A 22,805-nucleotide genomic window follows, 5' to 3' on the forward strand; every position below is an offset into this window, starting at 1 on the left:
TCTGACCATGGCTGAGAACATCATCACGCCCACCGTTCCTGCCCCGGACATCGTCCGCTGCGCCTACATGGACCTGGTGGTCACCGACCTCGCGAAGTCCCGCGAGTTCTACGTGGACCTGCTGGGCCTGCACGTGACCTACGAGGACGAGGACGCCATCTACCTGCGTTCCTTCGAGGAGTTCATCCACCACAACCTGGTCCTGCGCAGGGGCCCGGTGGCTGCTGCGGCCGCCTTCGCCTACCGGGTGCGCACCCCGGAGGACGTGGACAAGGCCGAGGCCTATTACGCCGAAATGGGCTGCCGCACCGAGCGCCGCAAGGACGGGTTCGCCCGCGGCATCGGCGACGCCGTCCGGGTGGAAGACCCGCTGGGCTTCCCGTACGAGTTCTTCTACGACGTGGAGCATGTCGAGCGCCTCACCCAGCGCTACGACATCTACTCCGCCGGCGAGCTCGTCCGGCTGGACCACTTCAACCAGGTCACGCCCGATGTGCCGCGCGGGCGGAAGTACCTCGAGGACCTGGGCTTCCGGGTCTCCGAGGACATCAAGGACTCCGCCGGCGTCACCTATGCGGCCTGGATGCACCGCAAGCAGACCGTGCACGACACCGCCCTGACCGGCGGTGACGGCCCGCGCCTGCACCACATCGCCTTCTCCACCCATGAGAAGCACAACATCATCCAGATCTGCGACAAGATGGGCGCCCTGCGCATCTCGGACCGGATCGAACGCGGCCCCGGCCGGCACGGCGTGTCCAACGCCTTCTACCTGTATATCCTGGATCCCGACGGCCACCGGATCGAGATCTACACGCAGGACTACTACACCGGAGACCCGGACAACCCCACCATCACGTGGAACGTGCACGATAACCAGCGCCGCGACTGGTGGGGAAACCCCGTGGTTCCCAGCTGGTACACCGAGGCCTCGCTGGTCCTAGACCTCGACGGAAACCCACAGCCGCTCGTGATCCGGACCGAGAGCAGCGAAATGGCCGTGACCGTCGGCGCCGACGGCTTCGCCTACACCCGCGAGCCGGGCGAGGAACGCGGCTTCAAGCTCGGCGCCCAGCTGTAGCGCAATCTCCGGACGGGGAAAGTCAGGCGGGCGCCGCCGTCGTCGATTTCCTGCGCAGGAGAACGACGGCGGCCGCCGCACCCAGGACGAGCAGTGCCGCCGCGGCGCAGACGGGAACGAGGAAGGCGGCGGAGTACCCGTGGTCCTGCGCCAGCCGCCCCGCGACGGAGGAGCCGAGCGCGGTGCCGGCGACAATGCCGCTGGCCAGCGCCGTCATGACCGTGCCGAGCCTGCCGGCGGGGGCGACGAGACCGCCGATCGCGAACACCGTGACCATGAGCGGCCCCACCGGCAGGCCGAGGACCAGGAGCACCATGATCATGGGCAGCGCCGTCGAGGGCAGCAGCAGGAGGGCAGCAAGGCCGGTCATGAGCGCCGCGCAGGCAATCCAGCGGCCATTCACGGAGAACCGGCGGGGCCAGTAAGCGACCGAGAGCGCGGCCGCGGCGGAGCTGAGTCCCATGACGGCGTAGAGCAGGCCCGCCAGCTCAGACGTGGCAAAGCTTGCGGAGAATGAGCTCAGGGACGTCTGGGTGGAGCCGAAGAAGGTGCCCATGCACACCATGGCCAGTACCGGGAGCGCCACCGCGGCCAGGGTCCTGATGCGGGTCCCGCCAGCCGCGGCATCCCGTTCCTGGCCTGGGCCGGAGCCGGCACCGTTGGCCTGGGTCCGCACGAGGGCGCGGTGCGTCGGGTGGACGGCGAAGGCGGGCACCAGCGTGATGGTCAGTACTGCGGCGAGGGCCAAGGGCAGCCAGGGCGCGACCAGGCTGGCGAGGATGCCCACCAGGGCAGGTCCCAAAACGAAGGTGAGTTCGTCCGCGGTGCTTTCGTACGACAAGGCCGCGTCCAGGTCCGCGGTGTTGGCGCCGCGGCTGCCCCGCGAGGTCAGTGCCATCCAGCGGACCCGGGCCAGCGGGCCGACCTGCGGACAACTGGCGCCGGCGATGAACGCCGCCCCGAGGACCGGGACCGCCGTGGCCATGTCCTGCCCGCCGGGGATGAGGTAGGCAGCGAGGATCAGTGCCACGACGGCGACCGTGTTGAAGGCTGCGGCGAACAGCAAGACCCCGCGCTGGCCCAGCCTGTCCGCCAGGATGCCCAGGACGGGAGCTCCCAGGGCTGAGCCGATACCCACAGCGCCGGCTGATGCCCCGCCGACGGCGTAAGAACCGGTGACAGCGGTGACCAGGGTGAGGGCGCCGACGGTGAGCATGGCCAGCGGGAGACGGGCGAAGAGCCCCAGCGGGATGAAACTTCGGCCCGCAAGCTGCGGGAGGCGGGCGAAGCGGCCGCCAGCATGCTGTTCGGGCGCTGGGGCGGGCGTGAGGGAAGCGGGCGCCTCAGAGGAAGCGGGCGCCTGGAAAGACGGTGAAGGGTTCATGATTCCGGGTTCGTTCGATAGTGCGCATCGTCCCTCCTCCCGATGCGCGCGACCCGGTAACAAGTCCAATGATAACCGACGGCGCTACGGCGGCAACGTGTTCGTTACCGCTGTGGGCGCCGGGCCCACCGCAAATTCCGTCCGGCGAGCCGGGCGGCCCCGGCGGCCCCGGCGTGCCCGGCCAGTCGGTGAGCCCGGCTAGACCTGGACCTCGTCGGATATGCGCAGCGTGGAACCGTTACGGCCCTTGACGACTTGGAGCTGGGTGGTGATGCGCTGCTTCATTTCACCGACATGGCTCACGAGCCCCACGACCCGTCCGCCGTCACGCAGTCCTTCGAGCGCATCCATGACCTGTTCCAGGGCCTGTTCATCGAGGCTTCCGAAGCCCTCGTCGACAAAGAGCGTCTCGATGTCCACCCCGCCGGACTCCTGCTGCACCACGTCCGCCAGCCCGAGGGCCAGGGCGAGCGAGGCCATGAAGGACTCGCCGCCGGACAGGGTGGCGGTGTCGCGGCGCTGGCCGGTCCACTGGTCCACCACTTCCAGGCCCAGCCCGGACTTGGCCCCGCGTGCGGCCTTGGCATCTGTGTGCTGGAGGGTGTACCGGCCGTCGCTCATGCCGATCAGCCGCTCCGTAGCCGCGAGTGCCACCTGCTCAAGCCGCGCCGCGAGCACGTACGTGTTCAGGCTCATGCGATACGTGTTGTCCCCCGCGCCCCTGGCGGCGTCGGCCACGGCGTTCAGCAGCGCGGCGCGGTCGCGCGGTTCTTTGCCCGCTGCGGCGGCCACGGTGTAGTCGCCCGCGATCCGGGCCAGGTTTTGCACCGTCTTCTCGGCAATGCCGGAGGCGAGGACCGCGTCCTTTGCGGCACGTTCTGATTCTGCGGACTCCAGGCGGAGCTGTTCCAGGATGCCGTCCCCGGCAGGACTCCCGGACTCCCGCTCACAGGCGGCGAGGGCCAGTTCCTCGCCGGCGAACAGCTCGCCGATACGGGCTGCTTCGTCCTGCCCTGCCCGGATCGCGGCCTCCAGCCCGGCTGCGTCGGCTGCCGGCAGCAGGACGGCACGCGCAGCACCGGCAGTGTCGAATCCGGACTCTGGAAGAGCCTGCTCCAGTTGCGTCCGGGCCCCGGCGGTGCGCATCGCGGCCTGTTCCAGCCCGGTCTGCGCTGCATCTGCCCGTTCCAGGACGGCGGTGGCCGCCTTGAGGGCGACGGTGCGTTTCGCCAGCGTCGGGTGTCCGGCGCGCAGTTTTTCCAATGCGAGTTCGAGGGCGTCGGCCTGTTCGTGGACTTCCGCGATCGTGGATTCCGTCTGGGTAATGCCGGACGCAGCGGCAGCGACGGCGACTTCGGCCGCGGAGATCTCCACCTCCAGCCCGTTCAGCCGGACCCGGCTCGCATCAAGTTCCCGGGCCGCCTTGGCAGCTTCAGCTGCCCTGTCCTGCGCCAGTGCTGCATCCAGCCGGGCCTGTTCAGGGTCCGTAGTGCCGCCCTGGGCGGCCAGCACGGCGAGCTCCTGCTGGGCCTCGGCCAGTTCGCGTTCGACGGCGTCCAAAGCGGTCTCCGCGGCCTCGCACGCGTCCTGCGCGGCCTGCTCCGCCTCGGCGACGGCGAGCGCGGAGGCCGCGGCAGGGGCGGGTAGCGGATGGTCCGGGCTTCCGCATACGGCACACGGGACACCGGGCTGGAGCTGGGCCGCCAGCTCTGCTGCGGCGTTGGCGAGCCGTTGCTCGCGGAGGTCAAGCCATTGCTGGCGGCGGTCCTGGTGCTCGTCCCGTGCACGGCTGTGGCGTTCCATGACGGCGCGGCAGGCCGCCTCGGCTGCGGCATAGCGCCCCACCATGACCACGAGTTCCTCGGCGGCGCCGGCCTCTTTGGTGCGCAGCTGGATCTCCGCGGCGAGTTCTTCGAGCGGGCGCAGGCCAGCCACCAGTGCATGCGATTCGGCACGAAGGCTGTCCAGAGCCGCGGCGCCGGAGCGGCGCGTGCCCTGTAACTGTTCCAGCGAGGTCCGCAGGCCGGCGGTGCGGGTCCGTAGCCCGGCAAGCCTTGACTCATCCGGCAGCCGTTCCTCAAGAACCGCATGGACGGACCGCAGTCCCCCCAGCGCGGCCCGGACGGCTTCACTGTCGAACCGAGGCGCCACCGGCAACGTGCGGGCCGCAATGTCCGCACCGGCGCCCAGTGGTGACCCGGCGCTCCGCAACGACGCGAGTTCGGGGTCGGCAAGGACCGCCGCGTGCAATTCAACGCTGGCGGCTTCCATCGCCGTCGCCGCCAGTTCTTCTGCCGCTTCGGCGCTTTCCACGGCCTGCAGGTGGCCGCTGAGCACTTCGGCTTTGCGGTGCGCGGCCAGCTGGTCCCTCTTTGCGCCAAGGGCGGGTGCGGCGGCTTCGGCGTCGGCCCGGCGCCGGACCGCGACGGCGAGCTTGGCCTGGCGGGCGGCCCGCGCGGCGGCGGCGCCCAGCCTTGCCGCGTGTTCTGCCTTCAACAGTTCGGCTTCGGCCGCGGCGTCACGGCACCCGTCCGCTGCGGAGGCCGAGGCGGCCGCCAGCCAGTCCAGCAGGGCATCGGCGGCTTCCCGGTCCGGGGCCCCGGCCATGTCGAGTCCGAGCCCTTCGGTTTCGGCCACGGCCTGGGCCAGCAGCAGTTCCAGCCGGGTGTTGAGGTTTGCGACCTCGGCCCGGGCCAACTGTGCTGTGCGAGTGAGCTCCTGTTCTACGGCTTCGAAGCGCTGGGTGCCAAAGAGGCTTTGCAGGAGGTCGAGGCGGTCCGAGGCCTTGGACCGGAGGAATGCCGCGAAATCACCCTGCGGCAGCATGACGACGCGGGTGAACTGGTCCCGGTTCATGCCCAGGACGTCAGCGATTTCCGCGCCTGCTTCGTCGTTGCGGCCGGATTTTTCGATCCATTCACCGTCAACCCGTTCACGCAGCACCGTGTTGGCCTGCTGGACGGTGAAGCCGTTCTTGCCCCGGGCGCTGGGCTTGTCCCAGGCGGGAGCACGGGAGACTTCAAAATGCCGGCCACGGGCCGAGAACTCACAGGTGACCCGCGGTTCGGTCGCGGCCCCGGCGTGATCGCTGCGCAGCCTCTTGCCATCCTGCCTGGCTCCGGGCACGGAACCGTACAAGGCGAAACAGATAGCGTCCAGGACACTGGTCTTTCCCGCACCGGTGGGCCCGTTGAGCAGGAACAGGCCATGCGCACTGAGCCGGTCAAAGTCGATCCGCTCCGTGGCGGCGAACGGACCGAAGGCGGAAATCTCGAGACGATGGATCCTCACAGGGAAACCCCTGCCAGGCGCACGGCCTCGAGGGCTTCAGCGAAGACCGCGGATTCGGCGTCGTCGGCCCCCCGGCCGCGGACGTGCTCGAGGAAGCCGCAGCAGATTGTGAGGTCGTCCCCGGCCTCGGCGAGCCGGCTGCTGTAGCTGGTCCTGGCGGCAGCGGCGCCGCCTTCGGGGTCGAACCCCAGCACGAGGGTGTCGGGGAATCGGGCGCGCAGCCGCTCCATGGCCTGTGCGGGACGCTGGGCGTCCGTCAGGGTGATCTGGCAGTAGGCAGGCTCGGCCCAGGCGAAGTCCTCCGCCGAGAGCAGGTCCTCCAGCCTCCCGCGCAGCACGGCGAGGGTCCGCGGCGCGTCCCACATCACCTCACTGACGCCCGTGACTCCTGTGCCGTCGACGTCCACGAGCCAGCTGCCCTTAGTGTGCTTCGCCTCGGAGAACGAGTACGCAAGAGGCGAACCGGAGTAGCGCACCGTAGGCGACAGCTCCTGGCGGCCGTGCAGGTGGCCCAGCGCCGTGTAGCTGAAGCCGTCAAAGAGATCCAGGGGCACGGCACCGACGCCGCCGATACTCAGGTCCCGCTCGCTGTCCGAACTGATCCCGCCGCTGGCGAAGGTGTGCGCCAGGACCACGGAATGGACCGTCCGGGTCGCGGCCCGGGTGTCCAGGTCCGCCCGGATCCGTTCCGTGGCGGCGCGCGTGACCTCGAAATGGCTTGCGGTCTCGACGCCGAGTTGTTCCGCGACGAGCCTCGGCTCCAGCCAGGGGATGCCGTAAATGGCGAGCACTGGGGCGTCGTCGCCGGGAGCCTCGTCACGGAGCGGGAACAGCACCGGCTGGTCCAGCTCGGTGAGCCGCGTCCGCAGGTGCACTCCCCCGCGTTCGAGCAGGCGTGAGGCAAAACCAAGCCTGATGGCGGAATCGTGGTTGCCGCTGGTCAGCACCACCTGGGCACCGGCGCCGGTGATACGCACCAGGGCGTCGTCGAGGAGGCCGACGACGTCGACGCCGGGCAGGGCGCGGTCATAGACGTCCCCCGCGATGAGGACGACGTCCACCGACTCGTCCCGGACGAAGGCCACGAGCTGGTCGACGAAGGCGCGCTGGGCGTCGAGCATCCCGACGCCGTGGAACGACCGGCCCAAATGCCAGTCCGATGTGTGCAGTAACCGCATGCTCCTACGGTATCGGCTGCCACCGACACTAATGCGCCGCCGCCCCGGCACAGCAACGACGCCGGAGCTGCCGCCGCCCCGGGATTAGTCTCCGGGCTTGCCGTCGAAGAAGTCGCGGGCTTCGTCGCGGCCGGCACTTCGGGTGCCGCCTGCGCCGCGCGCCGCGGCCTTGTCCGGAACGAGGGAGTCCTCGGCCTCGACTGCGGCCATTCCGTCGTCGTCCTGGTCTTCCGACTCCGTTGCCGGCACGGCCTTGACGGCCGCCGTCGCCGTGGTCTGGGCGAATCCACGGAAGACCAGTCCTGCGACCGCCGCGCCCACGAGGGGTGCCACCCAGAAGAGCCATAGCTGCCCGAGCGAGTCGGTGCCGCTGAAGATCGCCGATGCCGTGGCACGGGCCGGGTTGAACGGCAGGTTGCCGACCGCCTGGCCGAGCTGCAGCAGCACGGCCATGGTCAGGCCAACGGCGAAGGGCGCCGCCGCTTTGGCAGGGTTGCGGCCCGCCGTCGTGCCCAGGTAGACCGCAACGAGCAGGGCGGCTCCGAGGACCTCCACGAGCAGCACTCCGGCCATGGGGACCTGGATGATGGAATGCTCATCGAATCCTGCGGTGACGGTGTCGAAGGCGGCCCGGGTGTCGTTGATCTTGGGGACGGTGCGTAGCACACCGAAGAGCGTGACGGCACCGAGCAGCGCGCCCACCAGCTGGGCGCCGAGGTAGGCCGCGGCAGGGACCAGCTTGATGCGCCCGGCAATTGCGTTGCCCACCGTGACCGCCGGGTTGAAGTGCCCGCCGGAGAGGTAGCCGAAAGCAAGCATCGCCGCTGTCAGTGCCAGGCCCGCGGCCAGGGACGCGGGCAGCGGGTTCGACTGCGGAATGGTGAACAGCGGCACTCCCAGGCCCGCAACCACCACAAAGAGTGTCCCGAGGGCCTCGGCGGACAGCCGGGCCACGAGTCCGGGCCGGAGCGAATCGTCGCGGGTGGCCTGCGGCAGGACGCCGCCTGCCTCGGGGGTTGACACAGGCGTGCTCATGGTCGGGAATTCCTTTGCTTGGAGGTCTGCGGCTGCGTGCGCCTGGGCGGGCAGCCGCCTGATGGTCCGGGCCCGCGGCGTGCCGCCGCCCGGAAATACGGTCCGCGAGCAGTCTGCCAGCGGAGTCTGGACGTTGGCTGGGGCTTGCCTGTGTCCGGGGCTGCGCCGGGGTCCGGACCTAACGGCCCAGCGCCACCGCTGCGACGGCGCTCCCCGCCAGGGCGACGACGGCGCCGGAAGCCCAGCGCACGATCCCGGCCGCCGGCGCGGCCGAGGAACGCCGCAGTTCCCTGCCCCGTTCCAGTACACACAAACACAGCACCACGGTGGCCGCCATCGCGGTCAGGGCGCAGACGCCCAGGTAATCGACGGCTCCGGGCGTGGCCGAGTGCGTTCCCGCGTGCGCCCAGACGCGCCAGATCAGCAGGTCCGCGACGACGAGGGCCAGCAGCGTCCGGCGCCAGGCCAGCGACGTCCGCTCGGGCTGGAGGCCGCGGTCCCGCGCTGGCGGCGCGCTCAATGCGCCACCAGCATCAGGACGGCGAAGGTGAAGGCGGCAGCGGCGACGCCGACGGTCATCACGAGCATCAATCCGGAAAACGGCAGCTCCCTGTTGTTACGCATGGCGGCTTCCATCTGCCCCCACCGCCGGTAGGACAGCGTGGCCAGGCTTGCGCCGAGGACCGCCAGGATGACGCACAACGTGATCCTGACCGGCGCCGGGGCGATCTCCGGGGCCAGCTGGTCGATCGCCAGGGCACCGGCGATCAACGCGAGGGATGTCCGGAGCCAGGCCAGGAAGGTCCGTTCGTTGGCCAGGGAAAACCTGTAGTCGGGCGTGCTGCCGGTCTTGCGCCACGCTGGCTCGCGCATTAGCTTCCTCTGCTCGGCTCCTGTGCTGCCACGGGCGGCCCGGTCCGGGTGCCTGTGCCCCCAACAGCACCCTACCCGGCGCCACGCCCCGCCAGCGCACGCCCGCCCACCGGCGCGCGGCCCATGCCGCAGGCGTCACACCATCGGGGTAAATTTGAGGCTATGAGCACCGAGCCCGGCACCACCCCTGCGCCCACCACCGCGCCTTCCCACGCGTCACGTATCCACGGCTGCCTGCTCGGCGGGGCACTGGGTGATTCGCTGGGCTACGCCGTCGAGTTCGACGACATCCACGCTATCCGCGCCCGGTTCGGTCCCGCGGGGCTGCAGGACTTTTCCGCGCTCGACGCCGGCAGCCACTTCTCTGACGATACCCAGATGACCCTCTACACGGTGGACGGCCTCCTGGAAGCCCTGGAATGGGCAAACTCGGGGGTGGGCGCTGACACCAACGCCTGCCTCTGGCTGGCCTACCTGCGCTGGCTGGGCACCCAGGGAGTCGCTGTCCCGCCCTCGGCCCCGGTGCAGCCTCCCCGCTGGATCGACACCCAGGGCGTCCTCAAGAACCGGCGCGCACCGGGCAATGCCTGCCTCAGCGGACTCGCCACCGGCGAGATGGGCACGGTGTACCGGCCGGTCAACCCGGACTCCAAAGGCTGCGGCACGGTGATGCGGTCGGCGCCGTTCGGCCTGATCCCGCACATCCCGCCCGGGTCGGTCTACAAGCTCAGCGCCGATGCCGCGTCCTTGACGCACGGGCACCCCTCGGCGCGGCAGAGTGCCGGGGCGTTCAGCCTGGTCATCCATGCACTGACCACGGGCCACGGCCTGCGCGAAGCAGCGGAATTCGCGCTGGGGCACCTGCAGGAAGAGAAGCTGGGCAGGGGCGAGGAACCCGATCCCGCGCTCAGCGGGCGCCTGCAGGCGGCGCTGCGCCTCACCGCTCACACGGGCGGCACGCCGCGGCTCAGCCCCGAGGAACTCGTCCGCGAACTCGGCGAGGGGTGGGTCGCCGAGGAGGCACTCGCCGTCGGGCTCTATGCGGTGCTGGCCACCGCCCCCGGCAGGCCGGCCCCTGGGACGGAAGCCCGTACGGTCACCACCGCGGGAACGTCAACCACAGGTACGACGACGGCGGCAGCCGGCTGCGGTCCGGAGGCCCACTTCCGGGCGGCGATCGCCGTTGCCGTGAATCACAGCGGGGACAGCGATTCCACCGCGTCGATTGCCGGAAACATCCTGGGCGCCTTCTACGGCGAGGACTGCCTTCCGGCGGCGTGGCTCGCGGCGCTGGAAGCCCCGGAGGTCATCCGGGGCATGGCCTCACAGCTGGCGGCCGTCACCGGAGCCTGAACAGCGGTCCGCGCGGCGCCTGGTTTGGCGCTCCCGCGGGTCCGCATACGGGCGCCTGCCTTATGCGCGCCGGAGTGAGATGTTGTTGCACGCCTCGCAGATGTCGTCGGGGATGATCCCGCGGCGCTGCAGGAACCCGAAGATGGTGCAGCCGAGGCAGAAGCCGGCAAACGCCTCGAGCGAGGCGGCGGCGATCAGGACCGCCAGCAGGATCCACGCGGCGGGTGCGACGCCGACGGCGAACAGGATCGCGGCCGCCGTGGACATGGCGGCGCCGATGCCCTGCGCAAAGCGTTTGGGCGGCCCCGGCACAAGCCGGGTCCGGCCCAGCCAGGGCGTCAGTACCTTGACGGAGAGCAGCGCGAGGGGCGAGATCCGCGGGCCGAAGAGCACGCGCAGCCAGAATCCTGCCGCGATGACAGCGAGCCCCCAGCCGAAGCCGGTCAGCAGGGTCACGCCGGAGAGCACCACCACGAGTGCGGCCGTAAGGCGGGCGGAGTACTCGTTCACCGGGTTCGGGAACGCGAAGAGCTTGCGCCAGTCGGTTCGTTGCGAAGCCAGCGCCGGAGTCCGTGCATCGATCAGTTTGCTCATCCGTCAAGGCTAGGAGCCATCGCACCACCGCGGAAATGAATGTTGCGCCGTGTGACCGGCGAACCGCGGACCGGCGTAGCCCTGCGAGCCAGGCATAGGCCGGCGTCAGCCGGAGAAACCCGACGCGCCCCGCATTAGGCAGGGGCGGCCGCGGCCAGGTGGCTTCCAACCATCTGCAGGAATTCACCTTCGGACAGGACTTCGATCCGTTGACCGCGCCCGTGCAGCTCCAGGACGCGCCGGGCTTTTCCGGTCAGCCGGCCGGAGCGCAGGTCCGCGGCCACGAAGCCGTCCCCCACCACCAGGACCGTGGTGCGGGCGGTGACGCGGCTTTCCGGCCTCGCCCCGAGTTCCGCGGAACGGATTTTCGCTTCGGGCCGGGGCATCGCCAGCTCGCCGGTGAACACGACTGTCTGGCCGAACAGCGGGTGGTCCGGTGCGGCGGCGTTGTTAGGCGCCGGGTTGGCGCCCTCCTCCGGCCAGCCGGGCTGGAACGGGCGGGCTTCGCGTGCCCCTGCGCTGCCCGGTCCCCCGGCGAGGGCAGACACGGTCGCCTTGGACAGGGCATCGCGCCGGGGGTCGAACGCCGGCTGGTGGGACACCGCGAGGCCCAGGGACAGGTACAGCTCCGCGATGCTGCCGGCGCCGTTGCGGGCGGCAATATCAATCAGGATACCGGCGCACGCCCGGGCGTCTTCGGCCGCGTCGTGGTGGTTGACCAGCGGCACCCCGGCTTCCTGGGCCGCGTAGGGCAGCGAGTTGGAGACCAGGGAGTAGCAGCGGCGCGCGAGCATCACGGTGCAGACGTAATCGTAGGCCGGCCCGGGCAGCCCGGAGACCTCCAGGCCGGAACGGATCACGCCGAGGTCGAAGGCGGCATTGTGGGCGGCCAGCACGTCCCCGCCGATGAAGGCCCCGATCTCCGGGAAGAGTTCACCGAAGCGGGGCAGGCCCGCCACCTGCTCCGGCCGGATGCCGTGGATCCGGACGTTGTGGTGGTCGAAGGCGTCGTGGTTCTCCGGCGGCCGCATGAGCCAGGATGCCTCCTCGACCACGACGCCGCCGCGGACCTTGCTCAGGCCAACGGCGCACGGTGAACCGCGGAAGCCGTTCGCGGTCTCAAAATCGATCGCCGTAAAGTCCAAACCCACGCCTCAACTTTACCGCCGGCGACCGGCCCGACGCGCAACCGCCCCCGCCTGTCGCCGCGGCGACGATGCCCGACGACGGCCGTCAAGTACGCTTAACCGGTGAACCCTATAGCAATGACCGACTATGCCGTGTCCGCACTCGGAGGCGCCGGGCCGGTGCAGCCGCACCTGTCCTCCCTCCTGCCGGACTGGATCAACCCGCAGGTCTTCCTGGCCAACCCGTCGCTGGCCCCGTGGGTTGTGCTCCTGGTCTGCGGCATCATCTTCGCCGAAACCGGGCTGCTGATCGGTTTCTTCCTGCCCGGAGACTCCATGCTGTTCACCGCCGGCCTGCTCGTCGCCACGGGCACCATCAAGTTCAACATCTGGGCTTTGGCGGCGCTGATCATCGTCTCCGCGATCCTCGGGAACCAGGCAGGCTATCTGATCGGGTCCAAAGCCGGCCATGCCCTGTTCAACAAACCCAACTCCAAGCTGTTCAAGCGGGAACACGTGGAAAACGCCCACGCCTTCTTTGAAAAGCATGGCGGCAAGGCACTGATCCTGGCCCGCTTCGTGCCGATCATCCGCACCTTCGTTCCCGTGATCGTCGGCGTGGCCCAGATGAGCAAGCGCAAGTTCTTCCTCTACAACGTCGTCGGCGCTGTCCTGTGGGGCGGGGGCGTGACGCTGCTCGGTTACCTCCTGGGCGACACCGTGCCGTGGGTGCGGGACAACCTCGACATCATCTTCATCGCCATCGTGCTGGTCTCCGTCATCCCGATCGCCATTGAGGTCATCCGCGGTTTCATCGCCCGGCGCCAGTCCGCAAAGTTCGGCACGGATGCGGTGGACGAGTTCATCGAAGAACACGAGCCCGAAGACGAGCGCAAGACCCCCTAGGACGCAGGCATCGTAAACCACTTGAAGGCGCCCCGCACGGTGGGGCGCCTTCAAGTGGTTAAGGCGGGGAAGACCGGCCGCTACTTCCCGGCCAAGGCCTCGACGATTGCCGGCAGCAGCGCCCGGAAAGCGTGGCCGCGGTGGCTGATGGCGTTTTTCTCCTCGGAGCTCAACTCGGCGCAGCTCCGGTCCAGCCCGCTCGGCTGGAGCACCGGATCGTAGCCGAATCCGCCTTCGCCGCGGGGCTCGCGCAGGAGCGTGCCTTCCAGTTGCCCGTACTCCACGACTTCCCGGCCGCCGTCCGGGGGCGTGCCCGGCACCGCCAGGGCTGCCGCGCAAACAAACGCTGCGCCACGGTATTCATCCGGCACGTCGGCCAGCTGCGCCAGCAGCAGCCGCAGGTTCGCGGCATCGTCCCCATGCCGGCCGGCCCAGCGCGCCGAGAAGATCCCGGGCGCGCCGCCCAGGACATCCACGGACAGTCCGGAGTCATCGGCGATCGCCACCAGCCCGGTCGCCTCGGCGACCGCCCGCGCCTTCAGCAGCGAGTTCTCGGCGAATGTCACGCCGGTCTCGGCGACGTCCGGTGCTCCGACGGCTCCCGCATCCACAACCTGCGTGTCGACGTCGAGCCCGGGCACCTGGTCCCTGAGAAGCTCCCGGAGCTCCCGGAGTTTGCCTTTGTTGTGCGTGGCAAGGACGAGCACCGGTTCGGCGGGGGCCTGGGTCACGGCGCTTCGGCCAGGGTCTCGCGCTGGATGGCGGCGAGCTGCTCCGTGCCCAGCAAAGCCAGGTCCAGCAGCTTGTTCAGCTCATCACGGTCGAAAGGCGCGCCTTCGGCGGTGCCCTGGACCTCGACGAATTTGCCGGATCCTGTCACCACGACGTTCATGTCCGTCTCGGCCCGGACGTCCTCGACGTAGGGCAGGTCCAGCATCGGGACGCCGTCGATGATGCCGACGGACACGGCCGCGATGGTATCGATCAGGGGCTCGGCGTTGCGCGGGATCATCTTCTTCTCCCGGGCGAAGCGGATGGCGTCGGCAAGCGCCACGTAGGCGCCGGTGATGGCGGCGGTGCGGGTGCCGCCGTCGGCCTGCAGGACATCGCAGTCCAGTACGATCGTGATCTCGCCCAGGGCCTTGGTGTCGATGATGGAACGCAGTGAGCGTCCGATCAGCCGGGAGATCTCGTGGGTGCGGCCGCCGATCTTGCCCTTGACCGACTCGCGGTCGGAGCGGGTGTTTGTCGCCCGGGGCAGCATGGCGTATTCGGCGGTCACCCAGCCGCGGCCTTCGCCCTTGAGCCAGCGCGGAACGCCTTCTGTCAGGGAAGCCGTACACAGGACCCGGGTGTTGCCGAATTCGATCAGGGCCGAACCTTCGGCCTGCTTGGACCAGCCTCGGGTGATGCTGATCGGCCGCAGCTGGTCGGGAGTGCGGCCATCGGCGCGGATGACGGGGACAGTAAGGGCTTCGGAAGTCATGCCCTTAGCTTATCGACTCACGCAGCGCCGCCCGCGCCGGGCTGCCGGACGCAGTCAGACCGTGTAGTGCACCCCGGCGACGGCGACGGCCACGTCCTTGCCAAAGATGTCCTTGGCCTCGGCCATGACGGTCGTCGGCGAGGTCCAGACCGGAATGTGGGTCAGCAGCAGGCGCCGCGCACCGGCAGCGACGGCGGCCTCGCCTGCCCGTTTGCCGGTCAGGTGCACGTCCTTGATCCCGTCGTCGCGTCCTTCCTCGAAGGCGGCCTCGCAGAGGAAGAGGTCGGCGTCGCGGGCGGCGTCCTCCAGGCCGCTGCAGGAATCCGTGTCGCCCGAGTAGCTCAGGACCCGGGTCACGGGCGTACCGTCCTTTGCAGGCTCGGTGACCTCGACGCGCAGCGCGTAGCACTCCTCCACGGGATGGTTGACGGCGTAGGGCGTCACCGTGAACGGGCCCAGGGTCACGGGCGTGCGTTCGGCCCAGTTGCTGAAGTCGAATTCCTCGTGCATGCCCGGGTCAAGATCCAGCCCGTAGGCTGTGGCCATCCGGTCAGCCGTGGCGGCGGGTCCCCAGACGGGGATCCGGCCCCGGCCCCAGCCGCCCGGCTTCCAGCGCACCGCGACGTGCAGTCCGCACAGGTCCATGCAGTGGTCCGGGTGGAGGTGGGTGAGGAAGATGGCGTCGATGTCTTCGAGGTCCGTGTACCGCTGGATGGCGCCCAGGGCTCCGCTGCCGATGTCCAGCACGATCTTCCAGTTCCGCTCGCCGTCGTTGGCGGTCAGCAGATAGCACGACGCCGGCGAGCCCGGTCCCGGAAAGGATCCGGTGCAGCCCACAATGGTCAGCTTCACAGGCCACGCCCCCGCTGGGAGGACGGCGCCACGAAGTTGGAGATCCGGGGACGGCCCGCCCCGGCCTGGGCTGCGGCGATCATCTCCGGGGTGATCCGTGCGAGGCTGCCCGTGGGGTACTGCGCGGCGACGTGGTCCACGTGGCGGACGCTGAGGACCTCGGGGCCGAGGAAGCGCCGGGCGAGGTGTTCGAACTGGGCGGCATCCCCGGTCGCGATGAAGTGGTGCTCGGGGGCCGCGGCGTCCATCCGTTCCAGGCCGCGGGAGGCCAGTGCGCGGTAGACGTCCTTCGCCGTTTCCTCGGCGCTCGAAACCAGGGTGACGTCCTCGCCGAGGACAAAGGAGATCACGCCGGTAAGCAGCGGGTAGTGGGTGCAGCCCAACACCACCGTGTCGACCCCCGCGGCCTTGAGCGGCGCGAGGTACTCGCGGGCGACGGCGAGGAGTTCAGGACCGGTGGTGATGCCGGCCTCCACGTAGGGCACGAACGCCGGGCACGCCACGGAGGTGATTTCCAGGTCCGGGGCCGCCGCGAAGGTGTCCTCGTAGGCGCGGGACCCGACCGTCGCGGAGGTGCCGATGACGCCGACACGGCCGCTGCGGGTCGCTGCGACGGCGCGGCGGACGGCCGGCTGGATGACTTCGATCACGGGGATGCCGTAGCGGGCCGTGTAGCGTTCCCGGGCGTCGCGCAGCACGGCAGCGGAGGCGGAGTTGCAGGCGATGGTCAGCAGCTTGACGCCGGAGTCCACCAGCTCGTCCATGACGCCGAGCGCGTTGGCGCGGACCTCGGCGATGGGCAGCGGGCCGTAGGGGCCGTGCGCGGTGTCCCCGACATACAGGATGGATTCGTTGGGCAGCTGGTCGATGATGGACCGTGCCACGGTGAGTCCGCCGACGCCTGAGTCGAAGACACCGATGGGCCGCGATCCCATCCGGCTGGGGGCGGTGCTGCTCGCTGGGGACTCCGCTGCAGCTCCCGCTGCCGGATCCATGCTCGATGCTGAAGTCATGATTATTCGAGGATAGGGCTTAGCCTCCGGTGCGGCCATGACATTGTGTCGTGCGACTCGTGTCTGGTCAGTCACATGCGCCGCGCCGGGGTCCCGGCTCAGCGGCGCGTTTCGAGCGACTGCGCCATGGCCTGGACGAGGGACTCCTGCAGCCAGGTGGTGAAGTTGTAGACGAGTGCCAGGTAGCTTTCCACGTCCTCGGCCTGGGACCAGTCCTGCATGAGGTGGACGTTGTCGGCATCGGCGTCGTCGCGGATGTCGAGGCGTTCGGCGAGCACGAGCCGGACATCGTTGAGCGCGGTGGCCCAGTGCCGGGCCTCCGCCGCGGTGAGCACGAGCTCGTTCCTGTCCAGCCCCAGCGAGGCCGCCTTCAGGGCCCCGATCTTGCCCTCGCGCAGTGAGCGTTCGGTGTAGCGGCGGAACTCAAGGGAAGCGTCGTCGTCGTTCTTCATGACGTTGGGCAGCAGCCGCCGCAGGGCACGGTCAGAGGGCTCCCGGGCTTCGGTGTCGAGCCCGACCAGCGCGGCCAGCGGATCCTGGTTGGCGCGTTCCTCCGGCTCAAGCATCGAAATGACGTCATCGAAGAGGCTGCGCAGCAGCTCCCGCTCGGCCGGCTCCAGATAGCCGGTGATGCCTTTGAGCCCGTTCTTGAATGCCTTAGCCACGTTTCCCCTTGCCCTTGCCTGATCCTGTGCCGTCGCCGCCGGTGGCCTTTTCCACGGTGGCCCAGAGGCCGTAGCCGTGCATGGCGACCGCGTGCTGCTCCACCTGTTCCTTGCTGCCGTGCGCCACGATGGACCGGCCCTTCTTGTGGACCTCCATCATGAGCTTGTTGGCTTTGGCCTCCGAATAGCCGAAATAGCTGCGGAACACGTAGCTCACATAGCTCATCAGGTTCACCGGATCGTTCCAGATGACGAGGTTCCAAGGGATGTCCGGGGCGGTCAAAACGTCGGTGGACGTCACTGTTCCGGTCTGGGTGCTCTCCCGCGTGTCGGGGCCGAGCGCAACGCTGAGGGTCATCTGTCCATTCTATGGGGAGGGTGGGCCCACGCCGGCGAGGGGCCCCGCGGCGAAGCGAAGCGAGACGAGGGAGCCGGTGGGGACTAGAGTGAATTTGTGAGTACCTCTGCCGGCTGGGACCATCCCCGCACGTCCCTGTACACCGACCACTACGAGTTGACCATGCTGCAAGGCGCGCTGCAGTCCGGCGCCGCCCACCGCAAGTCGGTGTTCGAGGCCTTCGCCCGGCGCCTGCCGGACGGCCGCCGCTACGGGATCGTGGCAGGGACCGGCCGCCTGCTGGAGGGGATCGTGAATTTCCGCTTCGGTGGGGCCGAGCTCGACTTCCTGCGCCGCACGGGCGTGGTCAACGAGGAAACGCTGGACTACCTGGCCGGCTACAGCTTCTCCGGCGACGTCTGGGGCTACCCGGAGGGCGAGGCCTACTTCCCCAACTCCCCCGTCCTGATCGTGGAGTCCACGTTCGCCGAGGCCTGCATCCTGGAGACCTACCTCCTCTCCGTCCTCAACCACGACAGCGCGATCGCCTCAGCCGCCTCGCGGATGATCACGGCCGCCGGCAACCGCCCCTGCATCGAGATGGGATCACGCCGGACCCACGAGGAATCCGCGTCCGCGGCGGCCCGCGCCGCGGTCATTGCCGGATTCGACAGCACCTCCAACCTTGAGGCCGGGCTGCGGTACGGGCTCAAGACGGTGGGCACGGCCGCGCACTCCTTCACCCTGCTCCACGACACCGAACGCGAGGCGTTCGAGGCCCAGATCGCCGCCTTCGGCCCGGGAACCACCCTCCTCGTGGACACCTACGACGTCGAAGCGGCCGTCCGGACCGCCGTCGAGCTCGCCGGGAACAGGCTCGGCGCCGTCCGGTTGGACTCCGGGGACCTCGTGGCGCAGGCGCAGTGGGTCCGCCAGCTGCTCGACGAGCTCGGGAACGACCACACCAAGATCGTGGTGACGTCGGACCTCGACGAATTCGCCATCGCCGCGCTGCAGTCCGCGCCGGTGGATTCCTACGGGGTCGGCACCTCCCTCGTCACCGGCTCCGGAGCCCCGACGGCCAGCATGGTCTACAAACTGGTCAGCCGCACCGATGACGCCGGAGAGTTCATTCCGGTGGCCAAGGCGGCCAAAAACAAGACCAGCAAGGGCGGCCGCAAGTACGCCCTGCGCAAACTCAACGCGCACGGCACCGCCACCCAGGAGATCGTGGGCATCGGCCACCGCCCGGAGGACGACGGCAACGACCGCCAGCTGCTGCAGCAGTTCATCAAGAACGGCGAGCTCCTGCCGGGCTGGACCGGCGCTGAAGGTGTCCAGCGCGCCCGCCGGCGCCACGCGGAGACCATGAAGGAACTCCCCGCCGTCGTCAACCGCCTCCAGCGCGGCGAACCCGCCGTCCCCACCGCCTATGAGGAGGACTAAATGTCCCGCGCCCTGATCATCGTTGACGTCCAGAACGATTTCTGCGAGGGAGGCACGCTGCCCGTGGACGGGGGGGCCGAGCTGGCCGGCGAGATCAGCGAGTACGTCGACGCCCACCACGGCCAGTTCGACCACATCGTGGCCACGCAGGACTGGCATGTCGACCCGGGCGGGCACTTCTCCGAGGACCCGGATTTTGTGGACAGCTGGCCGCCGCACTGCGTGGCCGGCACGCGCGGCGCCGAGCTGCATCCGGACCTCGACCCGGAGTACATCCAGGCCTACTTCCGCAAAGGACAGTTCACCGCGGCCTACTCGGGCTTCGAAGGTGTCCTGGCTCCGGACGACGCCGTCCCCACCGGGGACCGGACACCCGGCTCGATGCCGCTTGGCTCGCCTGCCGCCGAGGCCTCCGCCGCGGACGAGGATGCGATCGGGCTTGACGACTGGCTGCAAAGCCACGATGTCGAGGACGTGGTGGTGGTGGGGATCGCCACCGATTACTGTGTAAAGGCGACGGCGCTGGACGCTGTGCAGGCCGGTTATTCCGTCACCGTCCTGCGCGGCCTGACGGTGGGGATCGCCGAGGATCTCGACGACGCCGTCGCGGAGATGGAGCTCGGCGGGGTTGACGTCGCCTGAGCCGGCTCCTCCCGTGCGGGGCGGGGCGTCGCGACGCCTGCCTGGAAGACCCTGTCCTCACAGTAGACTCGAAATGACTGCCATTATCGTCAGACCCGTAGAACCCCGGAGTACACCATGAAGAAGACCCTCACTGTCCTGATCGCTGCCGGGGCCCTGCTCGGCGCCGCCGGCTGCTCTGCCCCGAAGATGACCAACGAGGAAACCTGCGCCCGCATCAAGACCGTCGTCGCCGCCCCGTCGTCCGGCTCGGACAAGCCCGGCATGATTAAGCTCGCCAACCAGATCAGGCCCATCGCGGCGTCGTCCTCGGACGACCTGAAGCCGTCGCTGAAGGCCGTCGTCGACTTCCTGGACGAATCCACGAAGGAAAACCCCGACGCCGGCAAGCTCCAGGACCTGAAGGCCAGCTACACCTCGGCCGGCCAGACCTTCAGCCAGGTCTGCGGCCAGTAAGGCCCCGCACCGCTGCGAAACGCCGAATAGCGCCGCACAAAAAAGGAACCGGGCCGTCCGGTTCCTTTTTTGTGCCCTTGCGTGCGCTGTTCGGCGCTCGTGCGCCTTGTCAGTTTCAGAAGGCGTCTGCACGGAATGTCAGAAGCCGTCTGCACTACTGCAATGACGTCCTTGATTGGGGGTGGACCGGCATCATCGAAGGCACACTCTGAGCCTTGGGAAGCCTTCTTCATTGGTCGTTAGGCGCTACCGGCTCAGGATCAATGGTTCTGCGATTCGCACCGGCGGCTCCGCGAGTCGCGTCACTTTCAGGCAGGGGGCGGCGGCGGTCCCCCCTTTGGCGTAAAGCGACAGACGGTTGCTATCCGGCTCGGGAAATATGAGCCCTGTCATGGTGACCTGGCCGTTTTGGGCGAAGACTTCCACTGAGCAGCGGTCGATGAAGAGGGTGAGAGTGTAGGACCCGTCGGGGGCCGGTTTTAATGGTGCTGTATCGGTGGAAGCAAAGGCGTCGTGGAATTCCGTATTGCCGGATCTTGTCCGGTCCATGATGAGCCGGTTGTTGGAGGGACGGATGCCGATACGCGTGCCTTCGGTGCCCTTGCCTCGAATGATGAGCCCGAATTCCTCTGCGGATCCCGGGCTGAAGGTCACCTCGATGATCTCTACGGGCGCTCCCCCGTGCGGGTGGTGTATTCCTTCATCTATTGGAAGATCAGACCAAGTGTTCACGGACAGCGAGCTGCCCTTTCGATACTCGTCGGCGACCCGTTGGGACAGTCGGGGCTGACCCCGGTCCGTGACCAAGGACATTTCGCGTACGAGTGACATGGAACTGCGCCATGGCCAGGTCGGGATGGCGGCGCCGTATTGCCAGTTGTTCATCCAGCCGACCATGAGACGGCGCCCATCGGGTGCGTTGTTGAACGAGACGGCCGCGTAGTAGTCGCGTCCCCAATCGAGCCAGTGGTAGGTGTCGAGTTCGGCCGTTTGGCTTCTGCCGTCGGTGACGGTTGTTTCGGATGTGAAGGCCACGCCGTCGAAGTGGCCGACAAAGTATTGGCCCCCGGATCCGCCGTTGGGCCCTCCGGGGTTGAGGTTCAGGGTGAGAATCCACTTGGTCTGCTCTTCGTCGCCGTCCAGTGGCAAAGGGAAGAGGTCGGGGCACTCCCAGACGCCGCCGGTGGCGTTGGCGGGTCCGAAGCTGCTGAGGTAGTGCCAGTCCCGAAGGTTATCGGAGCTGTAGATGACCACTTTGTGCTCGTTGGCTTCGACGGCCACCATGACCCAATAGCTGCCCGGGGGCCCGTTGTAGCGGAACACCTTCGGATCGCGGAAGTCTGCGGAGTTCCTGTCGAGGACGGGGTTGCCTTGGTGCTTGGTCCAGGTGTAGCCGCCGTCGGAGCTCCAGGCCAGGGACTGGGCCTGTGTGCCCCGGCGGCCTGAGCCGTCTTTGTAGGCGCTGGTGTAAATTGCCACCAGTGGGGCGGTCCGCCCGTTGCCGAGGCCGCTGGTGTTGTACTGGTCGATGACGATGCTGCCGGAGAAGATGTCCTCTTCGGCGTCGCAGAGGATGGCCACGGGCTGCTCGTCCCAGTTGACCAGGTCCGCCGAGGTGGCGTGGCCCCAGGACATGTTGCCCCAGACGTTCCCGAAGGGGTTGTTCTGGTAATAGAGGTGATAAATGCCCTCGTGGTAGACGAGTCCGTTCGGGTCGTTCAGCCAGGTGTTTTTGGCTGTGTAGTGGATGGCGGGCCTGAAGATGTCATCCTCGTGTGCGGAAATAGCAGTCATGACGTTGGGTGCCTTTGTGGTTTATCGGTAGGTACGCCGCTGGCAGATGGGCAGCCGCGGCGGCTGCCAGGTGACCTCCGGTCAGCAAGGAAACGCACTCGCCGGTGGGCGGTTGCGGACGGACGTCGGCCCCGGAGGGGCCGGTTCTCCCAGTGCCGGGGGATGCCGGCCCCTCCGGCAGGTGATCGCCTTAGCGCAGCCGGAGAGGCTGTGTTTTAGTGGCAGCCGCAGGAAGTGCGCAGTACGAGTTCGGCGGGGAAGATATTGGTCTGAGTTTCTTTTCCGGGCGGTGCCAGGAGGGCATCCAGGGCGGCTTGGGCCATGTCCTTGACGGGCTGGGCGACTGTGCTGAGCCGGGGCCAGGTGTATTCAGCTTCGGGTGAGCCGTCGAAGGAGAACACCGCGAGGTCCTCCGGTATCCGCAGGCCGCCCTCCTGGAGGGCGCAGAGCAGAGCAACAGCCTGCTGGTCGGAGCTGACGAAGACCGCGGTCGGCCGCTCGCTGCGGGCCAGCAGCTCCAGCCCGGCGCGGTACCCGCCCTCGCGGGTAAACGGAACCCGAACGATAGGGCCAGGGGTGAGGCCGGCGTCCAGGATGCCCTGGCGCCATCCGACCTCGCGCGCGTCGAGGTCGCCGCCAGCAGTGTTGCCCATGACCAGCCCGATGCATTCGTGGCCGTGGCCGATGAGGTGCTCGACCGCCATGCGCGCTCCGTCCCGGAAAGCTACACCGACGGAGTTGGCGCCGTGGTCTTCCGCGCTGTGTTTCATGACGGCGGGACTGCCTGCTGTGGGAAGGTCAGTGCTGTGGTTCAGGAGCACTACGGGAATGTCTGCCTGTTCAAGGTCCATCAGATCGGGATCGGACAGTTCGCTCCAGAGGAACATTCCGTCCACCCTCCGGGCGGCGAAGTTCTTGATGAGGCGGCGCTCAGTCCGCAGCGAAGCCTGAGAGTCCGCCAGCAGGAGGGTGTAGCCCCGCTCCGCCGCGGCGTTCTCGACGGCGCGGGCGAGTGAGGCGAAAAACGGATTCAGGGCATCGGGGATGATCATGGCGAGCATCTCACTGGAACCTAAGGCAAGTGCCCTGGCTGCCGCGTTTGGCCGGTAGCCCAGCGCCCTGATTGCCTGCCGCACCTTGGCCTCGTTCGCAGGGGAAACGGCCCTGGGCCCGCCGTTGACCACGTAACTGACGACGGCGCTGCTGACCCCTGCCAGCCGGGCGACATCGTCGCGTGTAACGGCGGGCTTGGTGTGTGAGGTCGGGTGCGGCATGGCAACCATGCTATCGGC

22 protein-coding genes are annotated in these 22,805 nt (G+C 68.7%); 6 read left to right on the forward strand and 16 right to left on the reverse strand.

Going from position 1 to position 22,805, the window contains the following annotated elements; genetic code table 11:
- Nucleotides 1–7 precede the first annotated feature (7 nt).
- Nucleotides 8–1,081, forward strand: a complete 1,074-nt coding sequence (gene hpaD / locus AC1DES_RS09240; RefSeq protein WP_476895397.1) for a 3,4-dihydroxyphenylacetate 2,3-dioxygenase — start codon at nucleotides 8–10, stop codon at nucleotides 1,079–1,081.
- A gap of 22 nt (nucleotides 1,082–1,103) precedes the next feature.
- Here hpaD and AC1DES_RS09245 read toward each other — a convergent pair whose 3' ends face one another.
- The 6 genes from AC1DES_RS09245 to AC1DES_RS09270 form a co-directional block, all read right to left on the reverse strand.
- Complete coding sequence (locus AC1DES_RS09245) at nucleotides 1,104–2,465, reverse strand: MFS transporter (RefSeq protein WP_476895398.1); 1,362 nt, start codon at nucleotides 2,463–2,465, stop codon at nucleotides 1,104–1,106.
- A gap of 198 nt (nucleotides 2,466–2,663) precedes the next feature.
- A complete protein-coding gene (locus AC1DES_RS09250; RefSeq protein WP_476895399.1) occupies nucleotides 2,664–5,756 on the reverse strand; it encodes an AAA family ATPase in 3,093 nt (1,030 codons plus the stop codon).
- Nucleotides 5,753–6,934, reverse strand: a complete 1,182-nt coding sequence (locus AC1DES_RS09255) for an exonuclease SbcCD subunit D (RefSeq protein ID WP_476895400.1) — start codon at nucleotides 6,932–6,934, stop codon at nucleotides 5,753–5,755. The genes AC1DES_RS09250 and AC1DES_RS09255 overlap by 4 nt, the downstream gene beginning before the upstream one ends.
- Nucleotides 6,935–7,018: 84 nt before the next feature.
- Complete coding sequence (locus tag AC1DES_RS09260) at nucleotides 7,019–7,969, reverse strand: MIP/aquaporin family protein (protein WP_476895401.1); 951 nt, start codon at nucleotides 7,967–7,969, stop codon at nucleotides 7,019–7,021.
- Between the two features lie 178 nt (nucleotides 7,970–8,147).
- Nucleotides 8,148–8,489 carry a DUF202 domain-containing protein gene (locus tag AC1DES_RS09265; protein ID WP_476895402.1) on the reverse strand — a complete coding sequence of 114 codons (342 nt, stop codon included), beginning with the start codon at nucleotides 8,487–8,489 and terminating at the stop codon, nucleotides 8,148–8,150.
- Complete coding sequence (locus AC1DES_RS09270; RefSeq protein ID WP_476895403.1) at nucleotides 8,486–8,842, reverse strand: YidH family protein; 357 nt, start codon at nucleotides 8,840–8,842, stop codon at nucleotides 8,486–8,488. Before AC1DES_RS09270 ends, AC1DES_RS09265 begins: the two co-directional genes overlap by 4 nt.
- Before the next feature lie 162 nt (nucleotides 8,843–9,004).
- Between AC1DES_RS09270 and AC1DES_RS09275 the strand changes: the two genes are divergently transcribed.
- Nucleotides 9,005–10,195 carry an ADP-ribosylglycohydrolase family protein gene (locus tag AC1DES_RS09275; RefSeq protein WP_476895404.1) on the forward strand — a complete coding sequence of 397 codons (1,191 nt, stop codon included), beginning with the start codon at nucleotides 9,005–9,007 and terminating at the stop codon, nucleotides 10,193–10,195.
- A gap of 60 nt (nucleotides 10,196–10,255) precedes the next feature.
- Here AC1DES_RS09275 and AC1DES_RS09280 read toward each other — a convergent pair whose 3' ends face one another.
- Nucleotides 10,256–10,789, reverse strand: a complete 534-nt coding sequence (locus AC1DES_RS09280; protein WP_476895405.1) for a DUF4395 domain-containing protein — start codon at nucleotides 10,787–10,789, stop codon at nucleotides 10,256–10,258.
- Between the two features lie 134 nt (nucleotides 10,790–10,923).
- On the reverse strand, nucleotides 10,924–11,940 hold the full coding sequence (locus AC1DES_RS09285) for a 3'-5' exonuclease (RefSeq protein ID WP_476895406.1): 1,017 nt from the start codon (nucleotides 11,938–11,940) through the stop codon (nucleotides 10,924–10,926).
- A 114-nt stretch (nucleotides 11,941–12,054) separates the two neighbouring features.
- Between AC1DES_RS09285 and AC1DES_RS09290 the strand changes: the two genes are divergently transcribed.
- Entirely contained in the window at nucleotides 12,055–12,822 is a 768-nt protein-coding gene (locus tag AC1DES_RS09290) for a VTT domain-containing protein (protein WP_476895471.1), read from the forward strand.
- Between the two features lie 80 nt (nucleotides 12,823–12,902).
- Here AC1DES_RS09290 and rdgB read toward each other — a convergent pair whose 3' ends face one another.
- The 6 genes from rdgB to clpS form a co-directional block, all read right to left on the reverse strand.
- Nucleotides 12,903–13,553, reverse strand: a complete 651-nt coding sequence (gene rdgB, locus AC1DES_RS09295) for an RdgB/HAM1 family non-canonical purine NTP pyrophosphatase (protein WP_476895407.1) — start codon at nucleotides 13,551–13,553, stop codon at nucleotides 12,903–12,905.
- Nucleotides 13,550–14,308: a ribonuclease PH gene (rph, locus tag AC1DES_RS09300; protein WP_476895408.1), complete on the reverse strand. Its 759-nt coding sequence runs from the start codon at nucleotides 14,306–14,308 to the stop codon at nucleotides 13,550–13,552. Before rph ends, rdgB begins: the two co-directional genes overlap by 4 nt.
- 54 nt (nucleotides 14,309–14,362) lie before the next feature.
- The gene (locus AC1DES_RS09305) at nucleotides 14,363–15,160 is read right to left on the reverse strand and encodes an MBL fold metallo-hydrolase (protein ID WP_476895409.1); all 798 of its coding nucleotides are present in this window, start codon (nucleotides 15,158–15,160) and stop codon (nucleotides 14,363–14,365) included.
- The gene (gene murI, locus AC1DES_RS09310) at nucleotides 15,157–16,173 is read right to left on the reverse strand and encodes a glutamate racemase (RefSeq protein ID WP_476895410.1); all 1,017 of its coding nucleotides are present in this window, start codon (nucleotides 16,171–16,173) and stop codon (nucleotides 15,157–15,159) included. Before murI ends, AC1DES_RS09305 begins: the two co-directional genes overlap by 4 nt.
- Before the next feature lie 98 nt (nucleotides 16,174–16,271).
- The gene (locus AC1DES_RS09315) at nucleotides 16,272–16,838 is read right to left on the reverse strand and encodes a DUF2017 domain-containing protein (RefSeq protein ID WP_476895411.1); all 567 of its coding nucleotides are present in this window, start codon (nucleotides 16,836–16,838) and stop codon (nucleotides 16,272–16,274) included.
- Nucleotides 16,831–17,196, reverse strand: coding sequence for an ATP-dependent Clp protease adapter ClpS (gene clpS, locus AC1DES_RS09320; protein ID WP_476895412.1), 366 nt, complete (start codon nucleotides 17,194–17,196; stop codon nucleotides 16,831–16,833). Before clpS ends, AC1DES_RS09315 begins: the two co-directional genes overlap by 8 nt.
- A 96-nt stretch (nucleotides 17,197–17,292) precedes the next feature.
- Between clpS and AC1DES_RS09325 the strand changes: the two genes are divergently transcribed.
- The 3 genes from AC1DES_RS09325 to AC1DES_RS09335 all read left to right on the forward strand — a co-directional run bounded on the left by AC1DES_RS09325 (nucleotide 17,293) and on the right by AC1DES_RS09335 (nucleotide 19,719).
- Entirely contained in the window at nucleotides 17,293–18,621 is a 1,329-nt protein-coding gene (locus tag AC1DES_RS09325) for a nicotinate phosphoribosyltransferase (RefSeq protein WP_476895413.1), read from the forward strand.
- Complete coding sequence (locus tag AC1DES_RS09330; RefSeq protein WP_476895414.1) at nucleotides 18,622–19,263, forward strand: isochorismatase family protein; 642 nt, start codon at nucleotides 18,622–18,624, stop codon at nucleotides 19,261–19,263.
- A gap of 117 nt (nucleotides 19,264–19,380) precedes the next feature.
- The gene (locus tag AC1DES_RS09335) at nucleotides 19,381–19,719 is read left to right on the forward strand and encodes a hypothetical protein (RefSeq protein ID WP_476895415.1); all 339 of its coding nucleotides are present in this window, start codon (nucleotides 19,381–19,383) and stop codon (nucleotides 19,717–19,719) included.
- Nucleotides 19,720–19,965: 246 nt separating this feature from the next.
- On the opposite strand, the gene AC1DES_RS09340 is transcribed toward AC1DES_RS09335, so the two are convergent.
- Both AC1DES_RS09340 and AC1DES_RS09345 read right to left on the reverse strand, forming a co-directional pair.
- Nucleotides 19,966–21,513 (reverse strand): glycoside hydrolase family 32 protein, encoded by a 1,548-nt coding sequence (locus AC1DES_RS09340; protein ID WP_476895416.1) that lies wholly within the window; start codon nucleotides 21,511–21,513, stop codon nucleotides 19,966–19,968.
- 215 nt (nucleotides 21,514–21,728) lie between these two features.
- Nucleotides 21,729–22,796 carry a LacI family DNA-binding transcriptional regulator gene (locus AC1DES_RS09345; protein WP_476895417.1) on the reverse strand — a complete coding sequence of 356 codons (1,068 nt, stop codon included), beginning with the start codon at nucleotides 22,794–22,796 and terminating at the stop codon, nucleotides 21,729–21,731.
- Nucleotides 22,797–22,805: the final 9 nt, after the last annotated feature.

Source organism: Arthrobacter sp. 05T442 (genome assembly GCF_056395945.1).